Genomic DNA, 23,831 nt, shown 5'->3' on the forward strand with positions numbered 1-23,831 from the left:
TCCGGAGTCGAATCAGCCCAGTGCTTTGATGGCCGCGCGCCAGCCCAGCAGGAACAGGGCCAGCACGGTCGCCGCGACGATGACGAAGCTGACGGCGGTGCCCTGACCGCTCACCACGCGCAGCAGCATGCCGCCGATCAGCGTGCTGAGCCAGACGATCACCCCGGTCGGCCACAACACCCGACCGTCGAAACGCTTTGCGGCGCTGATCCCCTCGCGCCCGGAGGCGACCGCGACCGCGATCACCCAGCCGAGCACCAATCCGGTGACGAACGGCCACACCGTGCGCAGCATGCCCGCCAGCACCGCCTCGTCATGGCTGCGCCGCCCGATCGCGCAGAACACGATCACCAGCACGGCATCCACGACGAACGGCACCAATTTCTTCACGGGCACGAGATTATCGGGCGGCTCCGGCGCGCCCCGTGCAGGGACACTCCTCGCGATCCAGGCGGCAGCGCGACCGGGACCGGCGGGCGATCGGGATTCGGCCGGGCGATCAGGACTCGGCGGGCGGGGAATTCGGGCGGCGGCGATCGGTGATCAACGGGGTGCCGCCGCGCTGCGAGAACTCCTTCTCGTACTCCGCGTCATCGGCCTGCGGCTTGCGGAACAGGAACAGGAAGACGATCCAGCCGATGATCGCCACCAGAATAAAGCTGACCAGGCGGTACAGGAACGCCGCCGCGACCGCCTGCGCCGCGGGCAATCCCGCCGCCGCCGTCAGCGAATAGATGAGCGTGGCATCGACGTAGACGATGCCACCGGGCGCGAACGGTATGGTGCCCACCGCTTTTCCGGCCGCGAACGCCAGCATCAACCCGGCCAGCCGGGGATCCGCGCCCACCGCGTAACAGGCCGCGCCCAGGCACGCCACATCCGCCAGCCGATGCACCACCGCCCACGCCGCGACCAGCGCGCCGTCCTTCTTGCCCAGGTCCACCGATTCCAGCTGGTGCAGTACCTCGGCGAGCTTCTCCACCCCGGCCTCGGCGGGCTTGCGGCGAATCCTGTTGATCAGATGCAGGATTCGATGCAGGACCGATTCCATCGCACCCGGATGCCTGGACACGTAGTTGAACGCCCAGATCAGCACCGCCACCGCGCCGAGCGACAGAATCACCTTGGCCGGGCCGATGCTGTCACCGCCGAGCACCGCGCCGAACACGCCGAGCAGCGTCAGTCCGGCGGTCGCCACCACGCCCGACATGACCAACTGCCAGGACGCCACGATCGGGCTCGCACCCCAGCGGCGGGTCTGCCGGTAGGTGAAGGCCGTGGAGAACACCTGTCCGGCGGGCAGGGTCAGCGCCATGCCGGTGGCGCCGTAAACCACGGTCACCGATTTGCGCTGACTCACCTCGACGCCGCCCGCGTGCAGCAGCTGTTTCTGGATGCGGCCGAATCCGCTCATGGAAAACGCCTGCATAACCACGCAGGCCGCGACCCAGCCCCAATGGATTTCGGTCAGGTTCTTCCAGGATTCGTGCAGCCGCGGATAGAGATAAGCGCCCTCGGAAATCAGCAGGGCCGCGAGCGCGGCTCCGAGCACCCATTTGGCCCACCAGAACCTGCCGCGGCGCGAGTTCTCCGCGGGCGGCGCAGGTTCGCCGGCCAGCTCACCATGGGCCGTCACAACCTCACCCTAACGAACGGGCGGTCTCCTCGTCTGCATCCGACTGGTCGCTAGTTTGTTTCGGCCAGGCCAGCCGGGTTTTGCGGCGGCGTCCGCGCAGCTGAACTTCCTCACCGGTTTCCCAATGCCGCTGTTCGTCGGTATCGGCGAAATAGAGAGCGCTACTGGAGGTGAGCACGCGTTCCGGGCGATCCTTGGCGAGTTCGGTGAGCCGGGACGCCTCGTTCACCGGATCACCGATCACGGTGTACTCGAAACGATTTGCGCCACCGATATTCCCGGCCACCGCCAAACCCGCCGAAACACCCATACCGATATCCAATCCGGGCACCTCGCGCAGGGCTTCGCGCAGCTCACGGGCGGCGGCCAGGGCCGCGGTCGGCGCGTCCGGACGATCCAGCGGTGCACCGAAGATGGCCAGTGCGGCATCACCCATGAATTTATTGATCAGCCCGTGGTGCCGGTCGATCACATCCACCACGATGCGGAAGAACTCGTTGAGCAGACTGACCACTTCGGTCGGCGGGCGTTCCGCGGCGGTCGCGGTGGAACCGACCATATCCACGAACAACACCGCGACGAATCGGGTTTCACCACCGAGTTCGGTGCCGTACTCCAGCGCGCGCCGCGCCACATCCTCACCGACATGGCGGCCGAACAATTCCTGTAGTTCGCGACGTTTGGCCGCCTCACCCATCATTCGGTTGAAGCCAACCTGCAGCAGTCCGATTTCCGAACCGTCGAAAACTTCCACCTGCACATCGCGCGCGCCTTCCTGCACGCGATCGATAGCCTGGCTGAGCTGGCGAATCGGATCGGAAATACTCGCCGCGGTAAGCATGGAAAGCGCGAGCGCCTGCATGATCACCACACCGCACAGCAGCAGAATCGAAATCGCCAGCGACTGCGCGGAAAACTGTACGCGCGAAGAAATCTGGGTGACGCACAACAGCACAATGGCGATCACGGGGGCGAACGTGCCCATTCCCCACGTCATGGCCATTCGGGTGCCGACACCCGCGGTGAGCGTGTGATCGAACGCGCCGACGGTCAGCGCCTCGGCCGCCACCGGCCGCAGAATCCGCTCGCCGAGCATGTAGGTGAAGCCGAAAACAATGGTGGCGGCCATACATTCGGTGACGATCACCGCCGCCGCCAGCTCCGGGGTGCGCACGATGATCACCGACGCCAGCACCGCGCCGCCGACCAGCCACAGCACCAGATGCACGATGGCCTGGCGCAGCGGCGCGTGCAGCGCGGCCATCTGCTCCTGCCGGGACGGCGGTCCGCCGCGCACCTGCCAGCGCATCACCGGCCGCAACATGAATGCCGAGGCGCTCAGACTGAGCAGGCCGCCGACAATGAATACGAGCGCGGGCAATAACAGCCCGGTCTGCCGTGTCGCACTCGAGCCACCTTCGGGAACGGGCAACCCGTACTGAATGAACGCCCACACGAGCACGGCACCGAACGCGTTGGCCGCGAGCATCGATGCGAGGTACAGCGGCCAGCGGGTTCGCATGGTCTGTTTGACCGCTTCCAGGGGCGCTGACACGGAGACCAATCTAGCGGTTCCGACTCGCCGCGACTTTGGCGCACAGTTCGGGCGGCGTTAACTCTTGGGAACAGTGACGCCCCGACGCGCCGAGTGGTTTCGAGGTGACCGGGGAGTGACGAATGCGGGGCACGAGTTTATGGGGCGGCCAAGTAGGTCGGTCACCCAGTAGGCTCGCGATCGTGAGCGATGCGCGGGCAGAGGCCAGCCAATCCGGCAAACCGGGCAAGGCTCGGCGGCCTGCCGCGGACGCGGTGCACCCGCTGGTTCGTGAGGCCGCGGAATGGTCGTGGCGGCTGCTGCTGATTCTGGCGGCGGTGTACGCGCTGGCCTGGCTGGCGCACCGGCTGTCCACCGTGACCATTCCACTGTCGATCGCACTGCTCGGGGCCGCGCTGCTCTCCCCGCTGGTGGATTGGATGCAGCGGCTCGGCGTGCCGCGATCACTGGGTGTGTTCGTGGCGCTGATGGGTTCGCTCGGTCTGCTCGCCGGGATCATGACGTTCGTCATCGAACAGTTCGTCACCGGTGTGCCGCAGCTGTCCGACGAGTTCAAATCCAGCGTGCACGAGATCCAGGACTGGCTGATCAACGGTCCGCTGCACATGTCCAACGAACAGATTCGCAATGCGGGCGACACCATCGTCAAAACCATCGAATCCAATCAGGACTCACTCACCAACGGGGCGCTGACCACCGCGACCGTCATCGGCGAATTCTTCACCGGTACCTTCCTGACGCTGTTCATCCTCATCTTCTTCGTCTACGGCGGCGATCAGATCTGGGAGTTCATCACCCGGATCATCCCCACCCGCAACCGCGAACGGGTGCGCCAGGCCGGCCGACTCGGCTTCGGCAGCCTCACCGGATTCGTGCGCGCCACCGTGCTGGTGGCGGCGGTCGACGCCATCGGCATCGGCTCCGGACTGGCCATTCTCAGTGTGCCGCTGGCGCTTCCGCTGGCCTCGCTGGTCTTCATCGGCGCGTTCATCCCGATCATCGGCTCGTTCATCGCGGGCTCGGTGGCGGTGTTCATCGCGCTCATGACCAAGGGCGCGGTCACCGCGCTCATCGTGCTCGGCATCACCGTCGCGGTCATGCAGCTGGAAGGGCATGTGCTGCAACCACTCCTGATGGGGCGCGCGGTGCGCATCCATCCGCTGGCCGTGGTGCTGGCCATCGCGGCGGGCATCGTGCTGGCCGGAATCGCGGGCGGTCTGCTCGCGGTGCCGTTCGTGGCCGCGCTCAATACCGCGATTCGCTCGCTGCTGGCCGATTCACCGGAGGAGCTCTATCAGGACCTGCACACCGGTGATCCGCATCAACCCATGTTCGCCGCCGAACCCGATTCGCCGGATCCCGGGCGATACCAATTGGCCGCGCCCGCAGTGAAATCCGATGCGGCCGTCACCGGCAAGTCCGCCGATACCGCCGAGCCCCCGGCCGCCGGTGACTCTGCGGACTGAACCCGATCCCGGCGACGCCGCCACCGCCCCGCTGTGGCGGGCGGCGCAGGCGTTCCGGCTCATCACCCTGCTGTACGCCATCGGGCAGCAGTTCGCCTCCGTCTCGCACTACACCAATCAGCGATTGAGCTGGGTGTTCATCGCGCTCATGGCGGTGTGGACCGGGGTCTCGGCGATTCTGCTGTCACAGTGGCGAATTCACAATGTGCGCCGGGTGCGCACCGCCGTCGTCATCGGCGATCACGTGGTCGTCATCGCCCTCATCTTCGCGACCCGGCTGGTCGCGGATTTCGACTGGTACTACGGACATCAGACGCTGCCGACCACACTGTGGGCCGCCAATGCCGTGATGTCCGCGGCCATTCTGTGGGGGCCGTTCGGCGGCGTCTGCTCCGGATTCCTCATCGCCGCCGCCATTCTCAGCGCGCGCGCCCGCTGGGATCTGGACATCTGGCGCGATGCCACCGCACCCGTCCTGGTCTCGGTGGGACTCGCGATCGGGTTGGCCGCCAATACCGCGCACCGCGCCCAGCAGCAATTACAGCGCGCGGTGCGGCTCACCGCCGCCGCCCAGGAACGCGAGCGGCTCGCCCGCGAAGTACACGACGGCGTACTCCAGGTACTCAGCTACATCAAACGGCGCGGCACCGAAATCGGCGGGCCGACAGCCGAACTGGCGCAGCGTGCGGGCGAACAGGAAGTCGCGCTGCGGGTGCTGCTCTCCGAACAGGGCGGACGCGCGGATACCGGTGGGGTGGAACAGGATCTGCGGCCGCTGCTCACCGCGCAGGCCACCACCTCGGTACTGGTCTCCACCCCCGGCGAACCGGTGCCCATCGGCCGCTTCGAGGCCAGGGAGATCTCCGCCGCCGTCGCCGCCGCGCTCGCCAATGTCGCCCAGCACGCCGGTTCCGGTGCGAAAGCCTATGTGCTGCTGGAGGACACCGGTGACGAACTCATCGTCAGCGTGCGCGACGACGGACCCGGCATCAGCGCCGGACGGCTGCGCGAGGCCGAAGGCCAAGGCCGCATGGGCGTTTCGCGCTCCATAATCGGGCGCATCGCCGCCATCGACGGCACCGCGCACCTACTCTTCGAAGCCGACGGCGAGGAAGGCACCGGGGCCGAATGGGAATTCCGGGTGCCCAGACAGCAGCGATGACACCGAATCGGGAGGCGAGCGTGTCCGAAGACACCGCGGGCGAACGAATTTCGATCATGGTGGTGGACGACCACCCGATCTGGCGCGAGGGCGTGGCCCGTGACCTCGCCGAAGCCGGATTCGAGGTGCTCGCCACCGCCGACGGCGTCGCCACCGCCGGCCGCCGGGCCGCCGCCGTCCAACCCGATGTCGTGCTCATGGATATGCAGCTGCCGGACGGCAATGGCGCGGACGCCACCGCCGAAGTGCTGCGCGTCTCCCCGCGCACCCGCGTGCTGGTGCTCTCGGCCTCCGCCGAACGCGAGGACGTACTCGACGCCATCAAGGCCGGAGCCATCGGCTACCTGGTGAAAAGCGCCTCCGCCACCGAACTCGTGGACGCGGTGCGCGCCACCGCCGCCGGTCAAGCCGTCTTCACCCCGGGCCTGGCGGGCCTGGTGCTCGGCGAATTCCGGCGCATCGCCAACACCCCGCCCGAGCGCGACGAACCGCACCGGCCCGCCCTCACCGACCGCGAGACCGAAGTGCTGCGCATGGTCGCGAAAGGGCTGTCCGCCAAGCAGATCGCCACCAGGTTGAGCCTGAGCCACCGCACCGTGGAGAACCACGTGCAGTCAACGCTGCGCAAACTGCAGCTCGGCAATCGTGTCGAACTCACCCGCTATGCCATCGAACAGGGCCTCGACGGCGAATAGGGGCGCGGATCAGGGATTGCCCTGATGCGCGGCGGCCGATCGGCTCGTAGCCTCGAAAACATGGGAGGTCCTGAAGTGGTTCCCGGTGTCGAGACCGCCGTGGTGGGCGAGCGCGACCTGCGGGTATCGGATGTAGAACGCGAACACGTCGGACGACTGCTGCAGCGCGCGGTCGGCCTGGGCATGCTGTCGCTGGGCGAATTCACCGAGCGCATGGATACCGCGCTCGCCGCCAAGACCCGCGGTGAACTCAATGCGGTACTGGTCGATCTGCCGGGCATCCGGCTGGCCGGACAGCCCGCGCCGAAAGCGCCGCAGTTCGTCTACGCGCCGCGACCGCAATTCGGCTACAACCGGCCGCAGTACGGGCCGCGGCTGCCGCATCCGGTCGCACCGGGCAATGTCATCCGGGCGAAGCTGTCCGGGGTCAAGCGCAATGGCAATTGGCATGTGCCGCAGACGCTGCTGATCGAATCGTTCATGGGCAGCGTGCGGCTGGACTTCACCCAGGCCATCATGTCCACCCAGGTGGTGGAGATCCGGGTCGACGACTATCTGAGCTCACTGGAACTGGTCGTGCCCGCCGACGCCACCGTCGACCTGAACGGACTCGATCTGATCGGCGGCAGCGCCGAGAACAAGGTGCGCACCGGACCGCCCATGGGTCCACTGCATCTGGTCGTGCACGGCAAGGTGCGCTTCGGCTCGGTCAATGCCAAGCATCCCTTCGGCACCCAGTGGAAGAAGTTCCTCAACGGGGCGTGATTCCGGCTCGAATCGGTTTCGGCGACACCCGGTCCCGGCAGGTATCGTCACGCCCATGGCAGGCGGCTCAGCGGACTCGACCCCGGAACCAGTTCTTCGGACCGGTCGGGGCGCACCGCTGCTGCTCCTGCACGGCGTGCTGCTGACCTGGCAATCCTGGCTCCCGGTCGTCGACGATCTGCGCGCCGACCACGACATCCTGGCCCCCACCTTCCCCGGCCATCACGGCGGCCCCGCCGCGAAGCATCCGGCCACCGTCGCCGCCCTGGCCGACTGGGCCGAGGCGCTGCTCGACGAAACCGGTTGGGATACAGCGCATATCGTCGGCAACTCACTCGGCGGCTGGATCGCCCTGGAACTCGCCGCTCGCGGTCGCGCCCGCACCGTCACCGCCATCTCACCGGCGGGACTGTGGGACAAACCCTCGTCCTCCGCCGCCCTGGTCCGCAAATTCCGCGGCATGAGCCCGCTGATCGGCTTCGGCTCCGACACCCCGCCGGCCCTGCCCACCATGATCCGCAGCCTGCTGCTGCCATTACTGGCGCACAACCCCGCGACCGTCCCCGCACACCTCGCTCGCGCCATGGCCGCCGCACCCGCGCACTGCACCATCCTCGACGACCTCGCCGAAGATCCAGCTCTCCCAATAGGTTTCACCAACCTGTCGGCGATCGGGGTGCCCGCGACCCTGCTCCTGCCCGAATTCGACCGGGTGCTGCCGCCGCATCTCTACGCTCCCCTGACCCCCACCCCCACCCTCGAAATCCATCCCCTCCCCGGGCTCGGCCACGTCCCCATGCTCGAGGACCCCGCCCGCATCACCGCCGAGATCCGCGCCACCATCGCCCGCGCCGCGCAGGCTCAATCCGCCTGACCCGGGATGGCGCGCACACCGCGACCGGGCATGCGCGCGGGCCGTGCCGCCACTCACGAGTAATCGAGTAGGACCCGGGCCGTGCCCGAGTGTTTCTACTCATCCCGCCGAAGGCGCAGGTGGCGAGCATTGTCGGCATGAACACCGCCATCGATCCCCGTTTGATCGCACGGTTGTCGACCGAGTTCACCTCCCTCAGCGAACACATGGGAATCCTCGGCCGCGACCTGGACGTCCTGCGCAGCCAATTGGTCGTCGCCCCGCGTCCCGCAGCACCCGTCGTTCCATCGACCCCGCCCGCTGCCGCACCGGCAGCGGGCGTTCCCATGCCCGCACCCGGCACGGTTCCGGGCGAACCCGTGCGCGGCGCAGGAGAGCTATCCGGTGCCGCCGAATCGCCCTCGGGTCAGTCGGCGGAGCCGATATCGGCTGATGGTGCGGACATTCCCGCAGGTACGGGAACACCCGCTCCACCGCCCGCGGGGCTGATGCCGCCCGCGGCCGGAGGACAGGCCGCAGCTGGGGAGCGTGGGCCGGGACTCCCCGCGAACTGGGGTTCGCCCGGTGGCGGGACCGTGCCTCCGGGGCCGGGAACCATTCCGGGCCAAGGATATCCGGGTCATAGTGCCGGGCAGCCCGGCTTCGGAGTCGCACAGCCCGGGTACGGGGCGGCGCAGCCCGGATACGGGGTCGGTCAGCCCGGCTATACCACCGGTCAGCCCGGCTATACCGCTGGTCAGCCTGGGTACACGGGTGGTCAGCCGGGGTATGGCACGGGGCGTGCGGGGTGGATGGGGAGTCAGCCGCAGGGTGGGTATCGGGCGATGCCGCCGCTCGCGCAGCAGCAGCGGAGGGGAGCGCCGGTGCGGGAGCGGCGCGCGCCGTGGTGGCAGCGGGAAGGGGTGGTCAGCCGGGTGCTGGCGGTGGCCGGGGTGGGCGTCACGCTGATCGGAGTGGTGATGCTGCTGGTGCTGGCGGCGCAGGCCGGGTTCTTCGGTCCGGTGCCGAGAGTTGTTGTGGGGGCGGCATTCTCGGGCGCGCTGGTGGCCATCGGGATGCGGGTGCACGGTAAGGCCGGGGGACAGGTGGGTGGCGTCGCGCTGGCGGCCACGGGTATCGCAGGGGGATACCTGACCGTCGTCGCGATGACGACCCTGTACGGATGGGTGAATCCCGTTGTGGGATACGGGATCGCGCTGGGGATCGCGGCGGGCGGGGTGGCGCTGGCCATGCGCTGGGGGTCGCAGGGGCTGGCGGTCATGGTGCTGATCGGGGCGGCACTGCTGTCGCCGGTGATCACCACCGAGCTCGCACTGCTGGCGTTCCTCATCGTGTTGCAGATCGCCGCCGCCCCGGTGCAATCGGTGCGGGACTGGCCGTATCTGCATGTGGTGCGGACGATTCCGGCCGTGCTGGCGACGCTGGTCGCGGTCGCCGCGGCGGGACTGGGGGAGGCCGCACGCGGGGAGCGGTACCAGGTGCTGGCGGCGGCCATCGTCATCGCGGCGGTCGGGCTGGTCAGCGCGGTGACGGTGGTGCGGCAGCGCGCCGGGGATATCGCCGCGAGTCTGACCTGCGCGGTGGCGACCACGCCGCTGCTGGCCGCGCCCGCCCTGTTCGAGCGGCGCACCGCCGTGCTGATCTCGGCGGGATTCGCGATCGTGCTGCTGGGACTCGCCGCATCATGCTGGGCACCGAAACTGGCTGAGCGGGTGCGGATTCCGGCACACCTGGCGATCGTCACCGCGGTCGCCGGAGCGTTCGCGGTGCTGGAGGCCTGCGTCGGCGTGACGAACGCGCAGACGCTGCCGATCGGGCTGTTCCTGGTGGCGCTCGGATTCCTGGGCGCGGGCGGGCAGCAGCGGTCGCGGCTGGCCGCGGGCATCGGCGCGGCCTTCGGCGTGATCGGCATGATCGCGCTGCTGGACAAGGCCGGTCCGGCCACGCTGTCCGATCAGTTCTATGCCGAAGAACGACTTGGCATTTCGACGGCGCTGTCGGCGGTCACCGCACTGGCGGCATTGGCCGCCGCAAGCTGGTGCGCTCGCCGGTTGGGGCTGGTCACGCGGGAAAGCGATGCGACCGCCGTCGCGGTGGTCGGCGGCATCGCGGGTCTGTACGCGGTGACCGCGCTGACCGTGTCGATCGGTGTCGCCACCGGCCGCGATGACGGCTTCCTCGCGGGCCACGGCATCGCCACCGTGATCTGGATGGCCGCCGCCACCGCCGCGCTGCTGTTCGGATTGCGCAGGCTGGCCCGCACCCCGCAGGCGGCGAAGGCCGCGCTCGCCGGGGGCCTGCTGCTCACCGCGGCGGCGCTGGCCAAACTCTTTCTGTTCGACTTGGCGACTCTGGACGGACTGCTGCGTGCGGTCGCCTTCCTGGTGGTCGGCGTCCTGCTCCTACTGGTCGGCACCCGCTACGCCCGTGCCTTCGCCGAAGCCGCCGATCCCATCCGCACGGCTGATCCGAACCCGCGCGGTTGACAGGCCCATTCGACCTGTGCCGCGCGGCTGACACCGTGCGGCACGGCAGGTCCCGCCAATACGCCGACCTTGTCCACCCTGATAGGGCGGATGAGGGAGAACAGATACGAAAAAGCCCGGCCGAGTTCATGACTCGGCCGGGCTCTCTTCGTGCTGTGGCGGATTCAGTTGTTCGTGCTGCCGTGTATTCAGTCGCGGTTCTGGCGGCGGAGCAGTTCGTTCACGCTCACCGTGCGGCCGTCGCCACCGCGGTGCTTACCCTCGTCGTCATCCTCGGGTTCCGCCTTGCCGGGGCGCTTGCGCGCCGAACGCAGATCGGACATCCACTGTTCGATGCTGCTGCGCCCGGGACCCTGCTGCGGCTGTTCCTCGGCCGCGTGATGCGTCGGATGCGGCTGCGTCTCAGCGGATTCCGATTCCAGCAGCTCCTCCGCCTCGTGCGGCTGGTACAGCTGCGCCCGGGTGGCCGGATGCGGCGGTAACTTCGAGGCCGGAGGCGGCGGTAACACCCGCTCCGCACCCACCGGATGCGGCGCGTCGGACGGCGAATCCGATTGCGGCGCGGCCGGAGTCGGAGCGGGGGGAGCCGGGGGAGCGGCCGGAGCCGATACCGAGGGAATCGGGGGCTGCACCGCCGGACCCTGCGCGCGACCGCCCTGCGCGGCCGGACCCGGTGCCGCGCTCGGCGCGACTGCGCCGGGTGTGGACCATCCGTTCTGCGGAGCGTCGGGCTTCGGCGGTGTGCCGGAGGCGGCGCGCGTCGAGTCATCGGATCCGGCGGGCGTCGTGCTGCCCGGGGGCATCGCTCCGGAGCCGAGGTTTCGAGGCGTCACGCCGGTTCCGGCGACCGGACTGAAGTCGGGTGCCGCGAATCCGCCGTGCGTGCCGTTATCCGCTTGCGCGGGAACACCGTTCGACGGTCGCTCGGCGGGGCCACCGGACTCGGTGCCGGTCTCGGGCTTCGCCGCGCTGAAATCGGTGGTCGGGGGCTCCTGCAACGGCGCGCGGAAACCCGCACCCGATTCACCGGACCCCACACCACGATTGCCGGCAGCCGGACCGGGATTGTTCGTCGCCGGACCGGGAGTACCCGAAGGCGCGCCGGTATTGCCGGACGCCGCACCCGGATTGCCGACTGCCGCACCGGAATTGGCGGCGGTGCCGGGATCGGTGGTGCCGGGGCCGGTCTGCGCGGTGCCGCCGAGGTTGGTCAGCGAGCCGCCCGAACCCGCGCCGGGCGCGGGCAGGTTGCCCGGGATCGGGGCGGATTGCGGTGCGGGGAAGGATGTTTCGGGATTCGGCGGGGCGCTCGCGGTGCCCGGCTTCGGGGTCACGTCCACGACCGGCTTGTTCAGCATCGACTTGCTGATGCGCTGGGTGGGCGCCTCGCTGTCGATCTCGATCTTGCGCGCGGGCCGCGGCTTGCGCAGTCGCAGCGCCGCGGAATCGGTGAGCGCAGGTATCTGCATGGTCACCGGATCGGTGATGGGCGTGGTCTTGACCAGGTCGACCACTTCACCGCCGCCGGGCCGCTCATCATCGAGGATGGGTTCGCCGAGCCCGATCTTCTGCTGAATCTTCTTCATCCAGGCCGGAGCCCACCAGCAGTCGTCACCGAGCAGCTTCATGGTGGCGGGCACCAGCAGCATGCGCAGGAAGGTGGCGTCGATGAACAGCGCCGCCACCATGCCGTACGCGATGTACTGCATCATCACCAGTTCGGAGAACGCGAACGCGCCCGTCACCACCAGCAGGATGAGCGCGGCCGCGGTGATGATGCGACCGGTCTGCGCGGTGCCCATGCGCACGGCCTCGGTGGTGCTCGCACCCTGGGTGCGCGCCTCCACCATGCGGGACAGCAGGAAGACCTCGTAGTCCACCGATAGGCCGTAGATGATCGCGATGATCAACACCAGCACCGGTGACATGATCGGCTGCGGCGTGAAATTCAACAGGCTCGCACCGTGACCGTCGATGAAGATCCAGGTCAGAATGCCGAGCGTGGAACCGAGGCCGAGCGCGCTCATGAGCGCCGCCTTGAGCGGCAGCACCAGCGAGCCGAAGGTGAGGAACATCAGCACCGTGGTGATGAGCAGCACCAGCCCGATCATCAACGGCATGAGATCGAGCAGCGAATTGATGGAGTCCATCATCATGACCGGCTGCCCGGTGACCATCACCTGCACGCCGTCGGGGACTTCCATCGCCCGCAGATAGTTGACGGTGTCTTCGGGATGCGCGCTGTCGACGACGGTCGCCTCGGAACTCCACACATTGGAGCCGTTCGGCGGTTTCGCCGGAACACCGAATACCGAGTTCTTCACCAGGCCGGGAGCCTTGTTGGCCATGGTCAGGATCGGGCCGATGTTCTTCGAATTATCGGTGATGATGACCAGCTGCACCGGATCGGATTTACGCAGCGGGAAATGCTCGTCGAAATGCTCCTGCGCCAGGCGGGTCACATTGTCCGGCGGCAGATACGTTTCGCTGATACCGCCGAACTGGAGATTCTTGACCGGAATGATGAGCAGCAGCAGTCCGATGGTCAGCGGAATCGCGACCTTGAGCGGATGCTTCATCACCCATGCGGTGGATTTGCCCCAGAAACCGTTCTCCACCTCTTCGGCGGTCTTGGTCTTGCGAATCCATTTGAGCCCCAGCATGTCCACGCGCGGACCGAGAATGCTCAGCATGGCGGGCAGCACGGTCAATGCCGAGACCATGGCCAGCAGCACCGCGGCGATGGTGCCGTAGGCGACCGATTTGAGGAAGCCCTGCGGGAACAGCAGCATGCCGGCGCTGGCCGCGATGATCATGGTCGCGGAGGAGGTCACCGTGCGGCCCGCGGTCATCACCGAGCGCCGCACCGCGGCCTTGGTGTCGTAGCCCTCGGCCAATTCCTCACGGAATCGGCTGACTATGAACAGGCCGTAGTCGATGGCGAGGCCGAGACCGATCATCGACACCACGGCGGAGACGAACGAGTTCACCTCGGTGAACTTGGTCAGCGCCATGATGATGCCGTTGGACGCGATGATGGTCAGACCGCCGATGATCAGCGGCAGCGCGGCGGCCACGACGCCGCCGAAGATGAAGAACAACAGCACCGCGACGGCCGGAAGCGCAAGCAGCTCCATGCGTTTCACGTCGCTGGCGATGGTGTTGTTCAGCGTGTAGGCGATCGGCTGCAGCCCGGCGACCTCGACGGTGACACCGGGAATCTTGAACGCGTTCTGGACCGCGGCGTAGTTCCGCAGCATGTCGTTGTCGTTGTTGCCCGCCAGGGACACCGCCGCGAAGGCGTACTTCTTGTCCTTGGTTCCGGTGAGGTTCGGAACGTATTCACCGGTCTCGGTCCGCCAGTAGGCACCGTTGATCTTGGAGATCTCCGGATATTCCTTGGGCAGGCTGTTGAGCTTGTCGACGACCGTCTTGCTGAAGTCCGGATCATCGATGGTCTTGCCCTCGGGGGCGGTGAACAGCAGCAGGATGTCGGCGTTGTGATCGCGGCCCTGAGTCGAATCCTTCAGCTGCGCAGCCGCAACCGACTGCGAGTTGGGGTCGAACCAGCCACTGGAACTGAGGTGACTTTCCAGCCCGAGCCCGAAACCACCGAGCGCGAGAAAGCCGGCGACGGTGATACCGAGAACCGTATAGCGCAGCTTGTAGACCAGGTCGCCCCAGCGGGTGAACACTAAGCGACTCCTTGAGCGGGGCGGGAGGTGAGCAGCGCCGACAGCGGCCGGAACGGCTGCAGCCAGGCTCCCTCGTCGGGCAGCGAATCGAGACTCACCCTGGGCAGCGGTTCACGGAACACGCCCGGGATGTCCTCGAGATCGATGAACTCGAGAATATCCGACGTGACCGCCCAGCTCGCGTGCTCGCGAAATCCCAATACTTGGACGGGCACACCGGCGGCGGCGATTTCCTCGAGCGGTGCGCGGAACGCCTGACCATCGGCGGAGGCGACCATGATTCCGGCCAGGCCCGCGCCGCGGCGGCGTAGCTCGATATGGCCGAGCATATCGCTGTCGACGTCGGAGTCCTCGTCGATTTTCGGTTTCGCGAAAACCGCGTATCCGACATTGCGCAGCGCTTCCACCCACGGCCGCACCACATCCGCGGTGCCGGGCGCGATATTGGTGAAAACGGTGGCTTCGGGTTCCACGCGCTGACGGCTGCCGACCGACAGTTCCGCGGTGCGCGCGAGCAGCCAGCGGCCGAGCGCGTCGAAACGCGGCCGGTATGCGGCGGTGGGCCGTCCGCCGAGAATGGCGCCGAGTCCCATATCCAGGTTCGGTGCGTCCCAGACGAGCAGTACGCGACGGAAGTCGGTACTGCTGCCGGAAAGGCCCGTGGTGCCCGTTAGTTCGGACGAAGCAGTGCCGTGCATTATTTCGGCAACATCCGCGACCTCCGGGGCCATCTCACTGACGCTCATGCTTCGATCTTCCCCCAGATGAACTCCGTGATGGCGCTACCCGCGCGGAGTCCTTTTCCTTCGAACTTGGTAATCGGACGTTCGAAACCGATTGGTGCGGTTTCAAGATACCGCGCCGAGTCCCCACCCGTGGCCTCGTTCATGCCGATGAGCAGGGATTCTCCCTTACCGACTTCGGCAATGTGTTCGGCGTAATCGGCGTGATCGGTCGCGACGTGCAACACGCCGCCCGGCTTCAGCCGACTCGCGATAAGTGTCAGGGTCGCGGGCTGCAACAGCCGGCGCTTATGGTGGCGCGCCTTCGGCCACGGGTCCGGAAAGAACACGCGAACACCTGTCAGCGATTCCGGAGCAATCATGTTTTCCAGCACGTCCACGGCATCGCCGCGCAAAAGCCGGATGTTCTCGATGTTCTCGCGTTCCACCCGCTGCACCAGCTGCGCCAGACCCGGCTTGTAGACCTCGATGCCGATCAGATTGAACTCCGGTTCGGCCTGCGCCATGGCGGCGGTGGCCGTGCCGGTGCCGCAACCGATCTCGATGATCAGCGGGGCGGAGCGGCCGAACCAGGCATCGGCGTCCAGCGGCTTATCGGAGACATCCGCGCCGATGCGCGGCCACATCCGGGTCCAGGACTCCTGCTGCGGCGGGGTCAGCGCGCCGCGGCGTGAGCGGAAACTGGTGACCCGCGGGTACAGGCGGTTGCCGCCCACCGCGCGCGGCACACCCTCGACGGGGTGATCGGCGTCACCATTGAGATCGGCGGACCGCGGTCCGGGGACTGGCTCGGCAGTGGGGTTCGCGGCGTCGTTCACGGCGTCCATTGTCCAGTATTGAGTAATTAGCGCAGCGATCGACCACGCGTTCGGGCGTGCGTCATCACTCAGGCTGCCAGCTCCGGCGCCTCGGCGGTGACCTGCTCCGACTCCGGTGTCAGGGGCCGTCCGAGCGTGACACGCATTGCGGTAGTTGCCATTTCCACCAGACCACGCCACAGCTCCGGCCGGAGCGCCACCGACCAGATGGTCTTGGTTGTGGGTTCTGTGAGAGTTTTCCCGGCGATCCGATCGGCCAGCCAATCCAGGCTCAACGGCGTCGCCAGCGGCAGCAGTGAGAAATGCTCGCTCAACCGATCGCGGATGTACCAGACCGCCGCGCCCGCCGCCCGATAGCGCTCCACCTGACCGTCGATACCCGCGACATCGATGACCTGGTCATGCACCGGCTGCACCACCAGCACCGGGCAGGCCGGAGCCGTGCCGCCGAGCCGGATGTCGTCGAACATGTCCTCTAGTTCGGGCAGCACCTCATGCAGTGGACGGCGCAGGTAGTCCTCCACCCGGCTGCCGACCAGCCAGGGCAGTGCGGCGATCGGACCCAGGGTCCGCACCTGATCCAGCACGCGGCGGCCCTGATCGGTGAAATCCCGGTCGACCACCTCGGCCATGGCCGGATACACCCGCGCCAGCGCGGCGATCACGATCGCCGGGAAACCGGTGAACAGGCCGCCGTCGAGGCGCAGGAACACCTCGCGCGGATCGCCGACCGGCGCGCCGAGCACCGCACCCACGATATTCAGCTCCGGCGCGTACCCGGGAGCCATCTCGATGGCCCATGAACTCGCCATACCGCCACCGGAATAGCCCCACACCGCGATCTTGGTGTCCGCCCGCAATCCCAGCGGAGCGAACCGCAGTGCCGCGCGCATACCGTCGAGCGTGCGGTACCCGGGCTCGCGGGCAGCCCCGAAATTCCCGTGCGGGCCTTCATGATCGGCGATGCTCACCGACCAACCGCGGCGCAGCGCGTTCGCCACCAGGAACCACTCCAACTGCGTGATCGAGCCGGGCGAGAGCGCACCCCGGCGCAGCGCGTACGAGGGTGCGCACCGATCGGTCACCGCGTCGATGGCGGTTCCGAAGGCGAGCAGCGGCCGTTCCGCGTTCGGTGTCGCGCCCCTGGGCAACAGCACCGTGGTGACCGCGACCTCCGGATTCCCATGCAGATCACTGCTGCGATACAGCAGCTGCCACGCCGTCACCTGTTGCGGAATCACCCCGAGCAGCGCCAATTCCACAGGGCGACTGCGCAGTACGGTTCCCGGATCCTGCGTGGCGAACCCACTCGGCGCGCGGAAGAACGGATCCGCGCGCGGCGGCAGGGGGCGACCCGCGGCCGGTGGGCGCCATTCCGTATCCGAAGCCCGCGGCAGCACGGGCGAATCGAGCTGTCCCGCAGGGTAATCGGCCGGAGCCGGGACATCAGCGGTGACAGTCATGACGAGTCTCCCTGTATGAGTCCGGCTGCCGGACCCGAGAGGGGACCGCCGTCGCCGTGGGCGGCTGGGTAGCCGACCGGATCGAAACCCTAGGTGAGATCGCGGTGTCTGTGAAGAGCAGTTGCATCGAATTATGCTGTCGCACAGATAAACCCGCACTTCACGAGGATTTCTCACCGCACAGGTCGGACCGCGCGGTCTCGCTGAGCGCATCGCGGCAGGCGGTCGTGCCGGTCCGATCCCGCGATATCGTGCCGACCGCACCGGGCAGTTGCGGCAGACCGGGCGGGTTGCGCGGAATGCGGTTCGGTCCGCTCGCGCCGCGGCTAGGCTCGTCCGGTGCCTGCCGGGCGATCACCGCGTATCCAGGTCAGCGGCCGCGCCCGGGCGGGTAAGTCCACGCTGCGAAACGCATTGTCCCTCAATACCGCCGAGGAAACCGTGCCCGTGGACGATCCCGGACATCCGGACCCGATCCTGGACGGCGATCTGATCCTCTATGTCCTGCCCGGCACGCTCGGTGCCGCTGATCGCCGTGTGCTCGAACCGCTGCGCCCGGACCGCACCCTGGTGGTTCTCAACAAGGCCGATGCCATCGGTTCCCGCTGGTCCGACGCCGCTCAGGCTGCCGCCCGGTACAGCGAAACCCTTGGTATCCACACCCTTCCCGCCGTTGCCTGCCTGGCTGTGCACACCCGTGCGGGCATGTTCACCGAGGCGGATCTGCGCACCCTGCGCCGCCATCGCGACAGCGCGGATCCGGCCTTCACGCTGACCGCGGATCTCTTCGCGGATCCGGCCGTCGCCGAGGATGCCCCGGCCCGCGTGGAATTACTGGAGCGCTGGGAGCTGCACGGTGTCGCCTGCGCCCTCGCCGCGCTGCGGCACGCCCCCGATCTGGCCCCGCAACCGTTACTGCAGATCCTGCACTCCGCCAGCGGAATAGACCTTATCTATCGGGCGCTCCATCGCCTTTATGAACGGGCGGCGGCGGAAATCGCGGGTGCGGTCGCCGACATCCCCACCCGGTCCGCCCCTCGCAACGAATAACGAGCGTTGGATCGTGAACCCGAACCCCTGAACGGAATGGCCCCGCTCCCTTTCGCACTGGATCTGCCGCCGGTCGAGAGAACGCTGCCACCACCCGAACCGCTATCCGCAGCTCGGGTGTCCGAGGTGCGGCCGACGGGTCTCTCGGCGATGGCGGAAGCGATTGTGACGCGCTGGAATCCGCACGGCATGGCATTGCTATTGGCAATGCGAAGTTGTGCACAGGTCTCCCAAGGGGCGGTGGCGCTGGTTGGGGATGACGATGTGCATATCCCGCTGCTACGGGCCGAATTGGCCGGTCACACACCGCGTGTGGAGCTGCTCGCGGCCGATGCGGAGCGTCACGAACCGCGCCGACCGGCGGTGGTGGCCTGCGTGGTGCTCGACGCGGGAGCGCCGATCGGGCGGGCGATGGTGGGGATGGTGCAACGGTTGCGCGATGAGGGCACTCGGATCGTGTTCGCGCTGGCCGGATTCCATGCCCACCCCGAATGGCGGGAGGTGTGGGAACGGGACATCGAGTTGCTGTCGGAGCACGAGCCGGTCGAGATGGTCCCGATTTCGGCCCGCATGGCGGTGGTGGCGCGCATGAACGGGGATGCGGGACTGGGGGATCGCTCCGGCATCGGGGAATTGCATGCCCGGCTGGTGGCGGCCGTCGGTGCCGGGGCCGTGCGGGATCAAGCCGGGATCGTGTGTGAACGGGTGGTCGCGGAGACACGCGCGCGGATCGAAGGCGAGCTCGCGAAATTGCGCACCGGCGGTGATGTGGCGGCACTGCGGGCGGAGCGGGCGACATTGCTGGCGGTGAACGACGGTGGTCGCGGAACGGCCATGGTGATGATCCGGAATCGGCTGCATTTGGCGCGGGTGGATCTGCTGCACGAGGCGGGTGTCCGGATTCGCGGTGTGAACGCCGCGGCCCGCGCCGAGATCGAGCGGTTGCCGCGCGGGGCGCACGCCGGTTATCCACAGCGGTTGCAGGATTCGGTGGAAAAGATCACCCGGGATATCGACCGCGATACGCACGGCCGCCTCGCCGAATTGGATCGGCTACTCGCCGAGGCGGTGCGCGCTCCGGATTCGGCGCCGCCCGATCTGCCCGCCGGGAGCGCCCGCGGCCGGCGGGAGCGGCGGCCCGGGGTGGGTCCGGATCCTGAACCCAGGTGCCGGGGTGTCGAAGATCATCTGATGATCGCGTTAGGGGGCTCGGCAGGGTTCGGTGTCGGGCGGCTGGCGGTGATCCCGCTGGCGTGGTGGGAGGCGGTCGAATACGCCATCGTGCCGGTCGGTTTGGTGCTCGGAATGGCCGCCGCGGGGTGGGTGGTGCGGGCGCGCCGACAGCTCGCTGAGCGCGCTCATTTACGGCAGTGGGTGGCAGACGCGCTGGTCAACGTGAAGGCGCAGCTGGAGCAGCGGGTTGCTACCGCACTGGTGGAGGCGGAGGAGCGGCTCACCGAATACGTGCTGTGGACCAGTACCGCGCGCATGGTCGAAACAGACCGCAGGGTAGGGGAATTGGAGGCGCAACTGCGGCAGGCGGCGCAACGGCGACCCGCATTGTTGACGGCATGTGAACGTGACCTGAGCGCACTCGATTTCGCATAATCGCTGGTCGGAGGTTTCGACCCGGTACCGACTGGACAACCCGATTCCATACGCCGGGATATATGGCGTTAACCTCTATGGCAGGAACCTGGGCGTCCGCTTGGTCCTTGTACGCCGTCCAGCCGGGACGAGCTACCTGCAAGGCGAGGCGGGTGCCTTGCCGCAATGGTGGCACTCGGTGTCGCGAGCACCCCGGGCCACCCATCTCAGGAGAGTTGTTTCATGACCTCAGCGACCATTCCTGGTCTTCACGATGGCACCGCGCCCACCGAGCACAAGGAACTGCTTGCCTGGGTACAGGAGGTCGCAGAACTCACCCAGCCGGAGCGCGTGGTCTGGGTGGACGGCTCCGAGGAAGAGGCGGTGCGGCTCTCCGAGCAGCTCGTCGCGGCCGGCACGTTCAAGAAGTTGAACGAGGCCAAGAAGCCGAACTCCTACCTCGCCCTCTCCGATCCCTCCGACGTCGCGCGCGTCGAATCTCGCACCTACATCTGTTCGCGCAATGAATCCGACGCCGGCCCGACCAACAACTGGGTCGACCCGTCCGAGATGCGCGCCACCATGACCGAGCTGTACCGCGGCTCCATGAAGGGCCGCACCATGTACGTGGTGCCCTTCTGCATGGGCCCCCTCGGCGCGGAAGACCCCAAGCTGGGCGTCGAGCTCACTGACTCCGAATACGTCGTGGTGTCGATGCGCGTGATGACCCGCGCCGGTTCCGCCGCGCTGGAGAAGCTCGGCACCGATCGCCCGTTCGTGAAGGCGCTGCACTCGGTCGGCGCGCCGCTGGCCGAGGGCCAGGCCGATGTGCCGTGGCCGTGCAACGACACCAAGTACATCACCCACTTCCCCGAGGACCGCGAGATCTGGTCCTACGGTTCGGGTTACGGCGGCAACGCGCTGCTGGGCAAGAAGTGCTACTCGCTGCGCATCGCCTCCGCGATGGCGCACGACGAGGGCTGGCTGGCCGAGCACATGCTGATCCTCAAGCTGATCTCGCCGGAGAACAAGTCCTACTACGTGGCCGCCGCGTTCCCGTCGGCCTGCGGTAAGACCAACCTCGCCATGATCCAGCCGACCGTCCCGGGCTGGCGCGCCGAAACCCTCGGCGACGACATCGCCTGGATGCGCTTCGGCAAGGACGGGCAGCTATACGCGGTCAACCCGGAATTCGGTTTCTTCGGTGTCGCGCCCGGCACCAACCACTCCTCCAACCCCAACGCGATGGCCACCATCGACGCGGGCAACACGGTCTACACCAACGTGGCGCTCACCGATGACGGCGACGTGTGGTGGGAGGGCCTGGAGGGCCAGCCCGATCACCTGATCGACTGGAAGGGCAACGACTGGTACGAGCGCGAGTCCGAAACCCTCGCCGCGCACCCGAATTCGCGCTACTGCACCCCGATGTCGCAGTGCCCCACCCTGGCTCCCGAATGGGACGACCCGCAGGGCGTGCCGATCTCGGCCATCCTGTTCGGCGGACGCCGCAAGACCACCGTCCCGCTGGTGACCGAATCCTTCGACTGGCAGCACGGCGTGTTCATGGGCGCGACGCTGTCCTCGGAGCAGACCGCCGCCGCCGAGGGCAAGGTCGGCACCGTGCGCCGCGACCCGATGGCCATGATCCCGTTCCTGGGCTACCACGTGGGCGACTACCTGGGCCACTGGGTGAACCTGGGCAAGAACGCGGACGCGAACAAGCTGCCGAAGATCTTCTACGTCAACTGGTTCCGTCGTGGCGATGACGGCCGCTTCCTGTGGCCCGGATTCGGTGAGAACTCCCGCGTGCTGGAGTGGATCATCGGCCGCATCGAAGGCACCGCCGAGGCCACCGCCACCCCGATCGGCAATGTGCCGGTCGCGGCCAACCTCGACCTCGAGGGCCTGGACGTGGTGGCCGCCGACGTCGACGAGGCGCTGAAGGTCAATCCGGAGGAGTGGAAGCGCGAGATTCCGCTCATCGAGGAGTGGTTCGAATTCATCGGCGACAAGCTGCCCTCCGGCGTGCGCGACGAGTTCGAAGCCCTCAAGGAGCGCCTGGGCTGATTCGCCCCGCAAGCTGAATACGAAAAGGCCGCCCGCACTCCTCGGAGCGCGGGCGGCCTTTTCGGTGGGGCGTGCGGTCTAGCCCGTGTAGCCGGCGGGCATCAGGACGGACTTGAGTTCGCAGTAGGCGTCCAGGCCCTCGGGGCCGTTCTCGCGGCCGATGCCGGAGGTTTTGTAGCCGCCGAAGGGGGCGCTGGCGTCGAAGGCGTACCAGTTGATGGCGTAGGTGCCGGTGCGGATCTGGCTCGCGACCTCCGCGCCGTGCTCGATATCGGTGGTGTAGACCGAACCGGCGAGGCCGTAGTCCGAGTCGTTGGCGATGGCGATCGCCTCCTGCTCGGTGTCGTACGGCAGCACCGACAGCACCGGGCCGAAGATCTCCTCGCGGGCGATGGTCATCGAGTTTGCGACATCTGCGAAGACGGTCGGCTCCACGTACCAGCCGGGCAGATCGGACGGGCGGCCGCCGCCCTGGATCAGGCGCGCGCCCTCATCCTTGCCCTTGGCGATGTAGCCCTCGACGCGTTCGCGCTGGGTCTGCGAGATCAGCGGGCCGAGTTGGGCATTGGGGTCATCGGGTAGGCCGAGCGGGAACAGTCGCACGGATTCGGTGAGGGCGTCGACGATTTCGTCATAGCGCGAGCGCGGGGCCAGAATGCGGGTCTGCGCGACGCAGGCCTGGCCGCTGTTCATCAATCCGGAGAAGGCGAGCTTGGGCATATCGGCGATATCCATGTCCGGCAGCAGGATTGCCGCGGATTTGCCACCCAGTTCGAGGGAGCAGCGCTTGAGCTGGCTGCCCGCGATCGAGGCGATCTTGCGGCCGACCGCGGTGCTGCCGGTGAAGGTCACCTTGTCCACATCCGGATGCGAGATCAGGTATTCGGAGACCTCGGGTCCGGCGGGCAGTACCGACAGCACGCCCTCGGGGAGTCCGGCCTCGGCGAACAGATCGGCGAGCAGGTTCGCCGACAGCGGGGTCAGCGGGGCCGGCTTGAGCACCACCGAACAGCCCGCCAGCAGTGCGGGGGCCAGCTTGTTGACGGCCAGAAAGATCGGCACGTTCCAGGCGATGACCGCGGCGACGACGCCGACCGCCTCGCGCGAGACCCGGGTGGTGCCGAACAGGCCGGTGCGGGATTCGGTCCAGGGGAAGGACTTTCCGAGTCCGGCGTAGAAGTCGAGGGTGCCGCGGGCGGGGATGTAGTTGAGGGTGGTGGCGGTCATGGTCGGCGCGCCCATCTCGGCGGACAGGGCCGCGGCGAAGTCACCCGACTTCTGGTCGAGCAGTGCCACGGCGCGGGCCAGCAGTGCGGCGCGCTCCTCGGGCGGGGTGGTGCGCCAGGGTCCGTGATCGAAGGAGCGGCGGGCGGCGGCGACCGCGGCGTCGACGTCGGCGCGGGTGGGGTCGGGCACGCTGCCGACGGTTTCGAGGGTGGCGGGGGAGACGACCTGAACGGTTTCCGAACCCGCGGGCGCGGTCCAGCTGCCGCCGATGAACAGACTCTGGTAATCCATGAGAACACGTTACAGTTTTGGCCCGAGGGCTGTCTGTAGTGAAGACCGGACATCTGTCCCGGTCAGTGGGATGAATTCGGGTGCGCGCGCGAAGTCCATTCTTCCGTGGCGGTTCGCAATTCGGTTCGACCATCGGTGGCTTATGCTCTCCCGTGGCTCCACCACATGACCGATCCGGTCTGTTGCTATAAATTAGCCATTGGTACTTCGGTTGCCGCGCCCCCTTTTCGAATTTCCAGCCCTTCGGC

General features: G+C 67.6%; 17 protein-coding genes. 9 read left to right on the forward strand and 8 right to left on the reverse strand.

The features are described from left to right. Positions 1 to 12 precede the first annotated feature (12 nt). From ACFVUS_RS22460 to ACFVUS_RS22470, 3 genes are all read right to left on the reverse strand, one after another. Positions 13 to 390 carry a DUF3054 domain-containing protein gene (locus tag ACFVUS_RS22460; RefSeq protein WP_387769314.1) on the reverse strand — a complete coding sequence of 126 codons (378 nt, stop codon included), beginning with the start codon at positions 388 to 390 and terminating at the stop codon, positions 13 to 15. A 109-nt stretch (positions 391 to 499) separates the two neighbouring features. Beyond that, entirely contained in the window at positions 500 to 1,636 is a 1,137-nt protein-coding gene (locus ACFVUS_RS22465; RefSeq protein WP_387769318.1) for a YbhN family protein, read from the reverse strand. Between the two features lie 4 nt (positions 1,637 to 1,640). Then, complete coding sequence (locus tag ACFVUS_RS22470) at positions 1,641 to 3,158, reverse strand: adenylate/guanylate cyclase domain-containing protein (protein ID WP_387770122.1); 1,518 nt, start codon at positions 3,156 to 3,158, stop codon at positions 1,641 to 1,643. 287 nt (positions 3,159 to 3,445) lie between these two features. Here ACFVUS_RS22470 and ACFVUS_RS22475 point away from each other — a divergent pair, with 287 nt between their 5' ends. The 6 genes from ACFVUS_RS22475 to ACFVUS_RS22500 all read left to right on the forward strand — a co-directional run bounded on the left by ACFVUS_RS22475 (position 3,446) and on the right by ACFVUS_RS22500 (position 10,639). Beyond that, positions 3,446 to 4,657: an AI-2E family transporter gene (locus ACFVUS_RS22475; protein ID WP_387770125.1), complete on the forward strand. Its 1,212-nt coding sequence runs from the start codon at positions 3,446 to 3,448 to the stop codon at positions 4,655 to 4,657. Continuing rightward, positions 4,590 to 5,819, forward strand: coding sequence for a MacS family sensor histidine kinase (gene macS / locus ACFVUS_RS22480; protein WP_387769321.1), 1,230 nt, complete (start codon positions 4,590 to 4,592; stop codon positions 5,817 to 5,819). Before ACFVUS_RS22475 ends, macS begins: the two co-directional genes overlap by 68 nt. Then, entirely contained in the window at positions 5,816 to 6,514 is a 699-nt protein-coding gene (locus ACFVUS_RS22485) for a response regulator (RefSeq protein WP_387769324.1), read from the forward strand. The genes macS and ACFVUS_RS22485 overlap by 4 nt, the downstream gene beginning before the upstream one ends. Positions 6,515 to 6,616: 102 nt before the next feature. After that, the gene (locus tag ACFVUS_RS22490) at positions 6,617 to 7,279 is read left to right on the forward strand and encodes a DUF1707 domain-containing protein (protein ID WP_387770128.1); all 663 of its coding nucleotides are present in this window, start codon (positions 6,617 to 6,619) and stop codon (positions 7,277 to 7,279) included. Between the two features lie 55 nt (positions 7,280 to 7,334). Continuing rightward, on the forward strand, positions 7,335 to 8,153 hold the full coding sequence (locus ACFVUS_RS22495) for an alpha/beta fold hydrolase (protein ID WP_387769327.1): 819 nt from the start codon (positions 7,335 to 7,337) through the stop codon (positions 8,151 to 8,153). Between the two features lie 137 nt (positions 8,154 to 8,290). Then, positions 8,291 to 10,639 (forward strand): DUF2339 domain-containing protein, encoded by a 2,349-nt coding sequence (locus tag ACFVUS_RS22500; protein ID WP_387769330.1) that lies wholly within the window; start codon positions 8,291 to 8,293, stop codon positions 10,637 to 10,639. A 188-nt stretch (positions 10,640 to 10,827) separates the two neighbouring features. Here the strand turns inward: ACFVUS_RS22500 and ACFVUS_RS22505 are convergent, their stop codons facing one another. The 4 genes from ACFVUS_RS22505 to ACFVUS_RS22520 are packed head-to-tail and all read right to left on the reverse strand — an operon-like array spanning position 10,828 to position 17,358. Further along, positions 10,828 to 14,334 (reverse strand): MMPL family transporter, encoded by a 3,507-nt coding sequence (locus tag ACFVUS_RS22505; RefSeq protein ID WP_387769333.1) that lies wholly within the window; start codon positions 14,332 to 14,334, stop codon positions 10,828 to 10,830. Then, the gene (locus ACFVUS_RS22510; RefSeq protein ID WP_364636430.1) at positions 14,334 to 15,080 is read right to left on the reverse strand and encodes an NYN domain-containing protein; all 747 of its coding nucleotides are present in this window, start codon (positions 15,078 to 15,080) and stop codon (positions 14,334 to 14,336) included. The genes ACFVUS_RS22505 and ACFVUS_RS22510 overlap by 1 nt, the downstream gene beginning before the upstream one ends. Next, the gene (trmB, locus tag ACFVUS_RS22515) at positions 15,077 to 15,904 is read right to left on the reverse strand and encodes a tRNA (guanosine(46)-N7)-methyltransferase TrmB (RefSeq protein WP_387769337.1); all 828 of its coding nucleotides are present in this window, start codon (positions 15,902 to 15,904) and stop codon (positions 15,077 to 15,079) included. Before trmB ends, ACFVUS_RS22510 begins: the two co-directional genes overlap by 4 nt. Positions 15,905 to 15,963: 59 nt before the next feature. Continuing rightward, the gene (locus ACFVUS_RS22520; RefSeq protein WP_387769340.1) at positions 15,964 to 17,358 is read right to left on the reverse strand and encodes a lipase family protein; all 1,395 of its coding nucleotides are present in this window, start codon (positions 17,356 to 17,358) and stop codon (positions 15,964 to 15,966) included. Between the two features lie 339 nt (positions 17,359 to 17,697). On the opposite strand from ACFVUS_RS22520, the gene ACFVUS_RS22525 reads away from it, so the two are divergent. The 3 genes from ACFVUS_RS22525 (at position 17,698) to ACFVUS_RS22535 (ending at position 22,065) form a co-directional block, all read left to right on the forward strand. Beyond that, a complete protein-coding gene (locus ACFVUS_RS22525; protein WP_387769342.1) occupies positions 17,698 to 18,408 on the forward strand; it encodes a hypothetical protein in 711 nt (236 codons plus the stop codon). A gap of 150 nt (positions 18,409 to 18,558) precedes the next feature. Beyond that, positions 18,559 to 20,016, forward strand: coding sequence for a hypothetical protein (locus ACFVUS_RS22530; protein WP_387769345.1), 1,458 nt, complete (start codon positions 18,559 to 18,561; stop codon positions 20,014 to 20,016). A 222-nt stretch (positions 20,017 to 20,238) separates the two neighbouring features. Then, positions 20,239 to 22,065: a phosphoenolpyruvate carboxykinase (GTP) gene (locus tag ACFVUS_RS22535; protein ID WP_387769347.1), complete on the forward strand. Its 1,827-nt coding sequence runs from the start codon at positions 20,239 to 20,241 to the stop codon at positions 22,063 to 22,065. A gap of 78 nt (positions 22,066 to 22,143) precedes the next feature. Here the strand turns inward: ACFVUS_RS22535 and ACFVUS_RS22540 are convergent, their stop codons facing one another. Beyond that, on the reverse strand, positions 22,144 to 23,583 hold the full coding sequence (locus tag ACFVUS_RS22540; RefSeq protein ID WP_387769350.1) for an aldehyde dehydrogenase: 1,440 nt from the start codon (positions 23,581 to 23,583) through the stop codon (positions 22,144 to 22,146). Positions 23,584 to 23,831: the final 248 nt, after the last annotated feature.

This window comes from Nocardia sp. NPDC058058 (assembly GCF_042885355.1).
In the GTDB taxonomy this organism is placed as follows: Bacteria; Actinomycetota; Actinomycetes; order Mycobacteriales; family Mycobacteriaceae; genus Nocardia.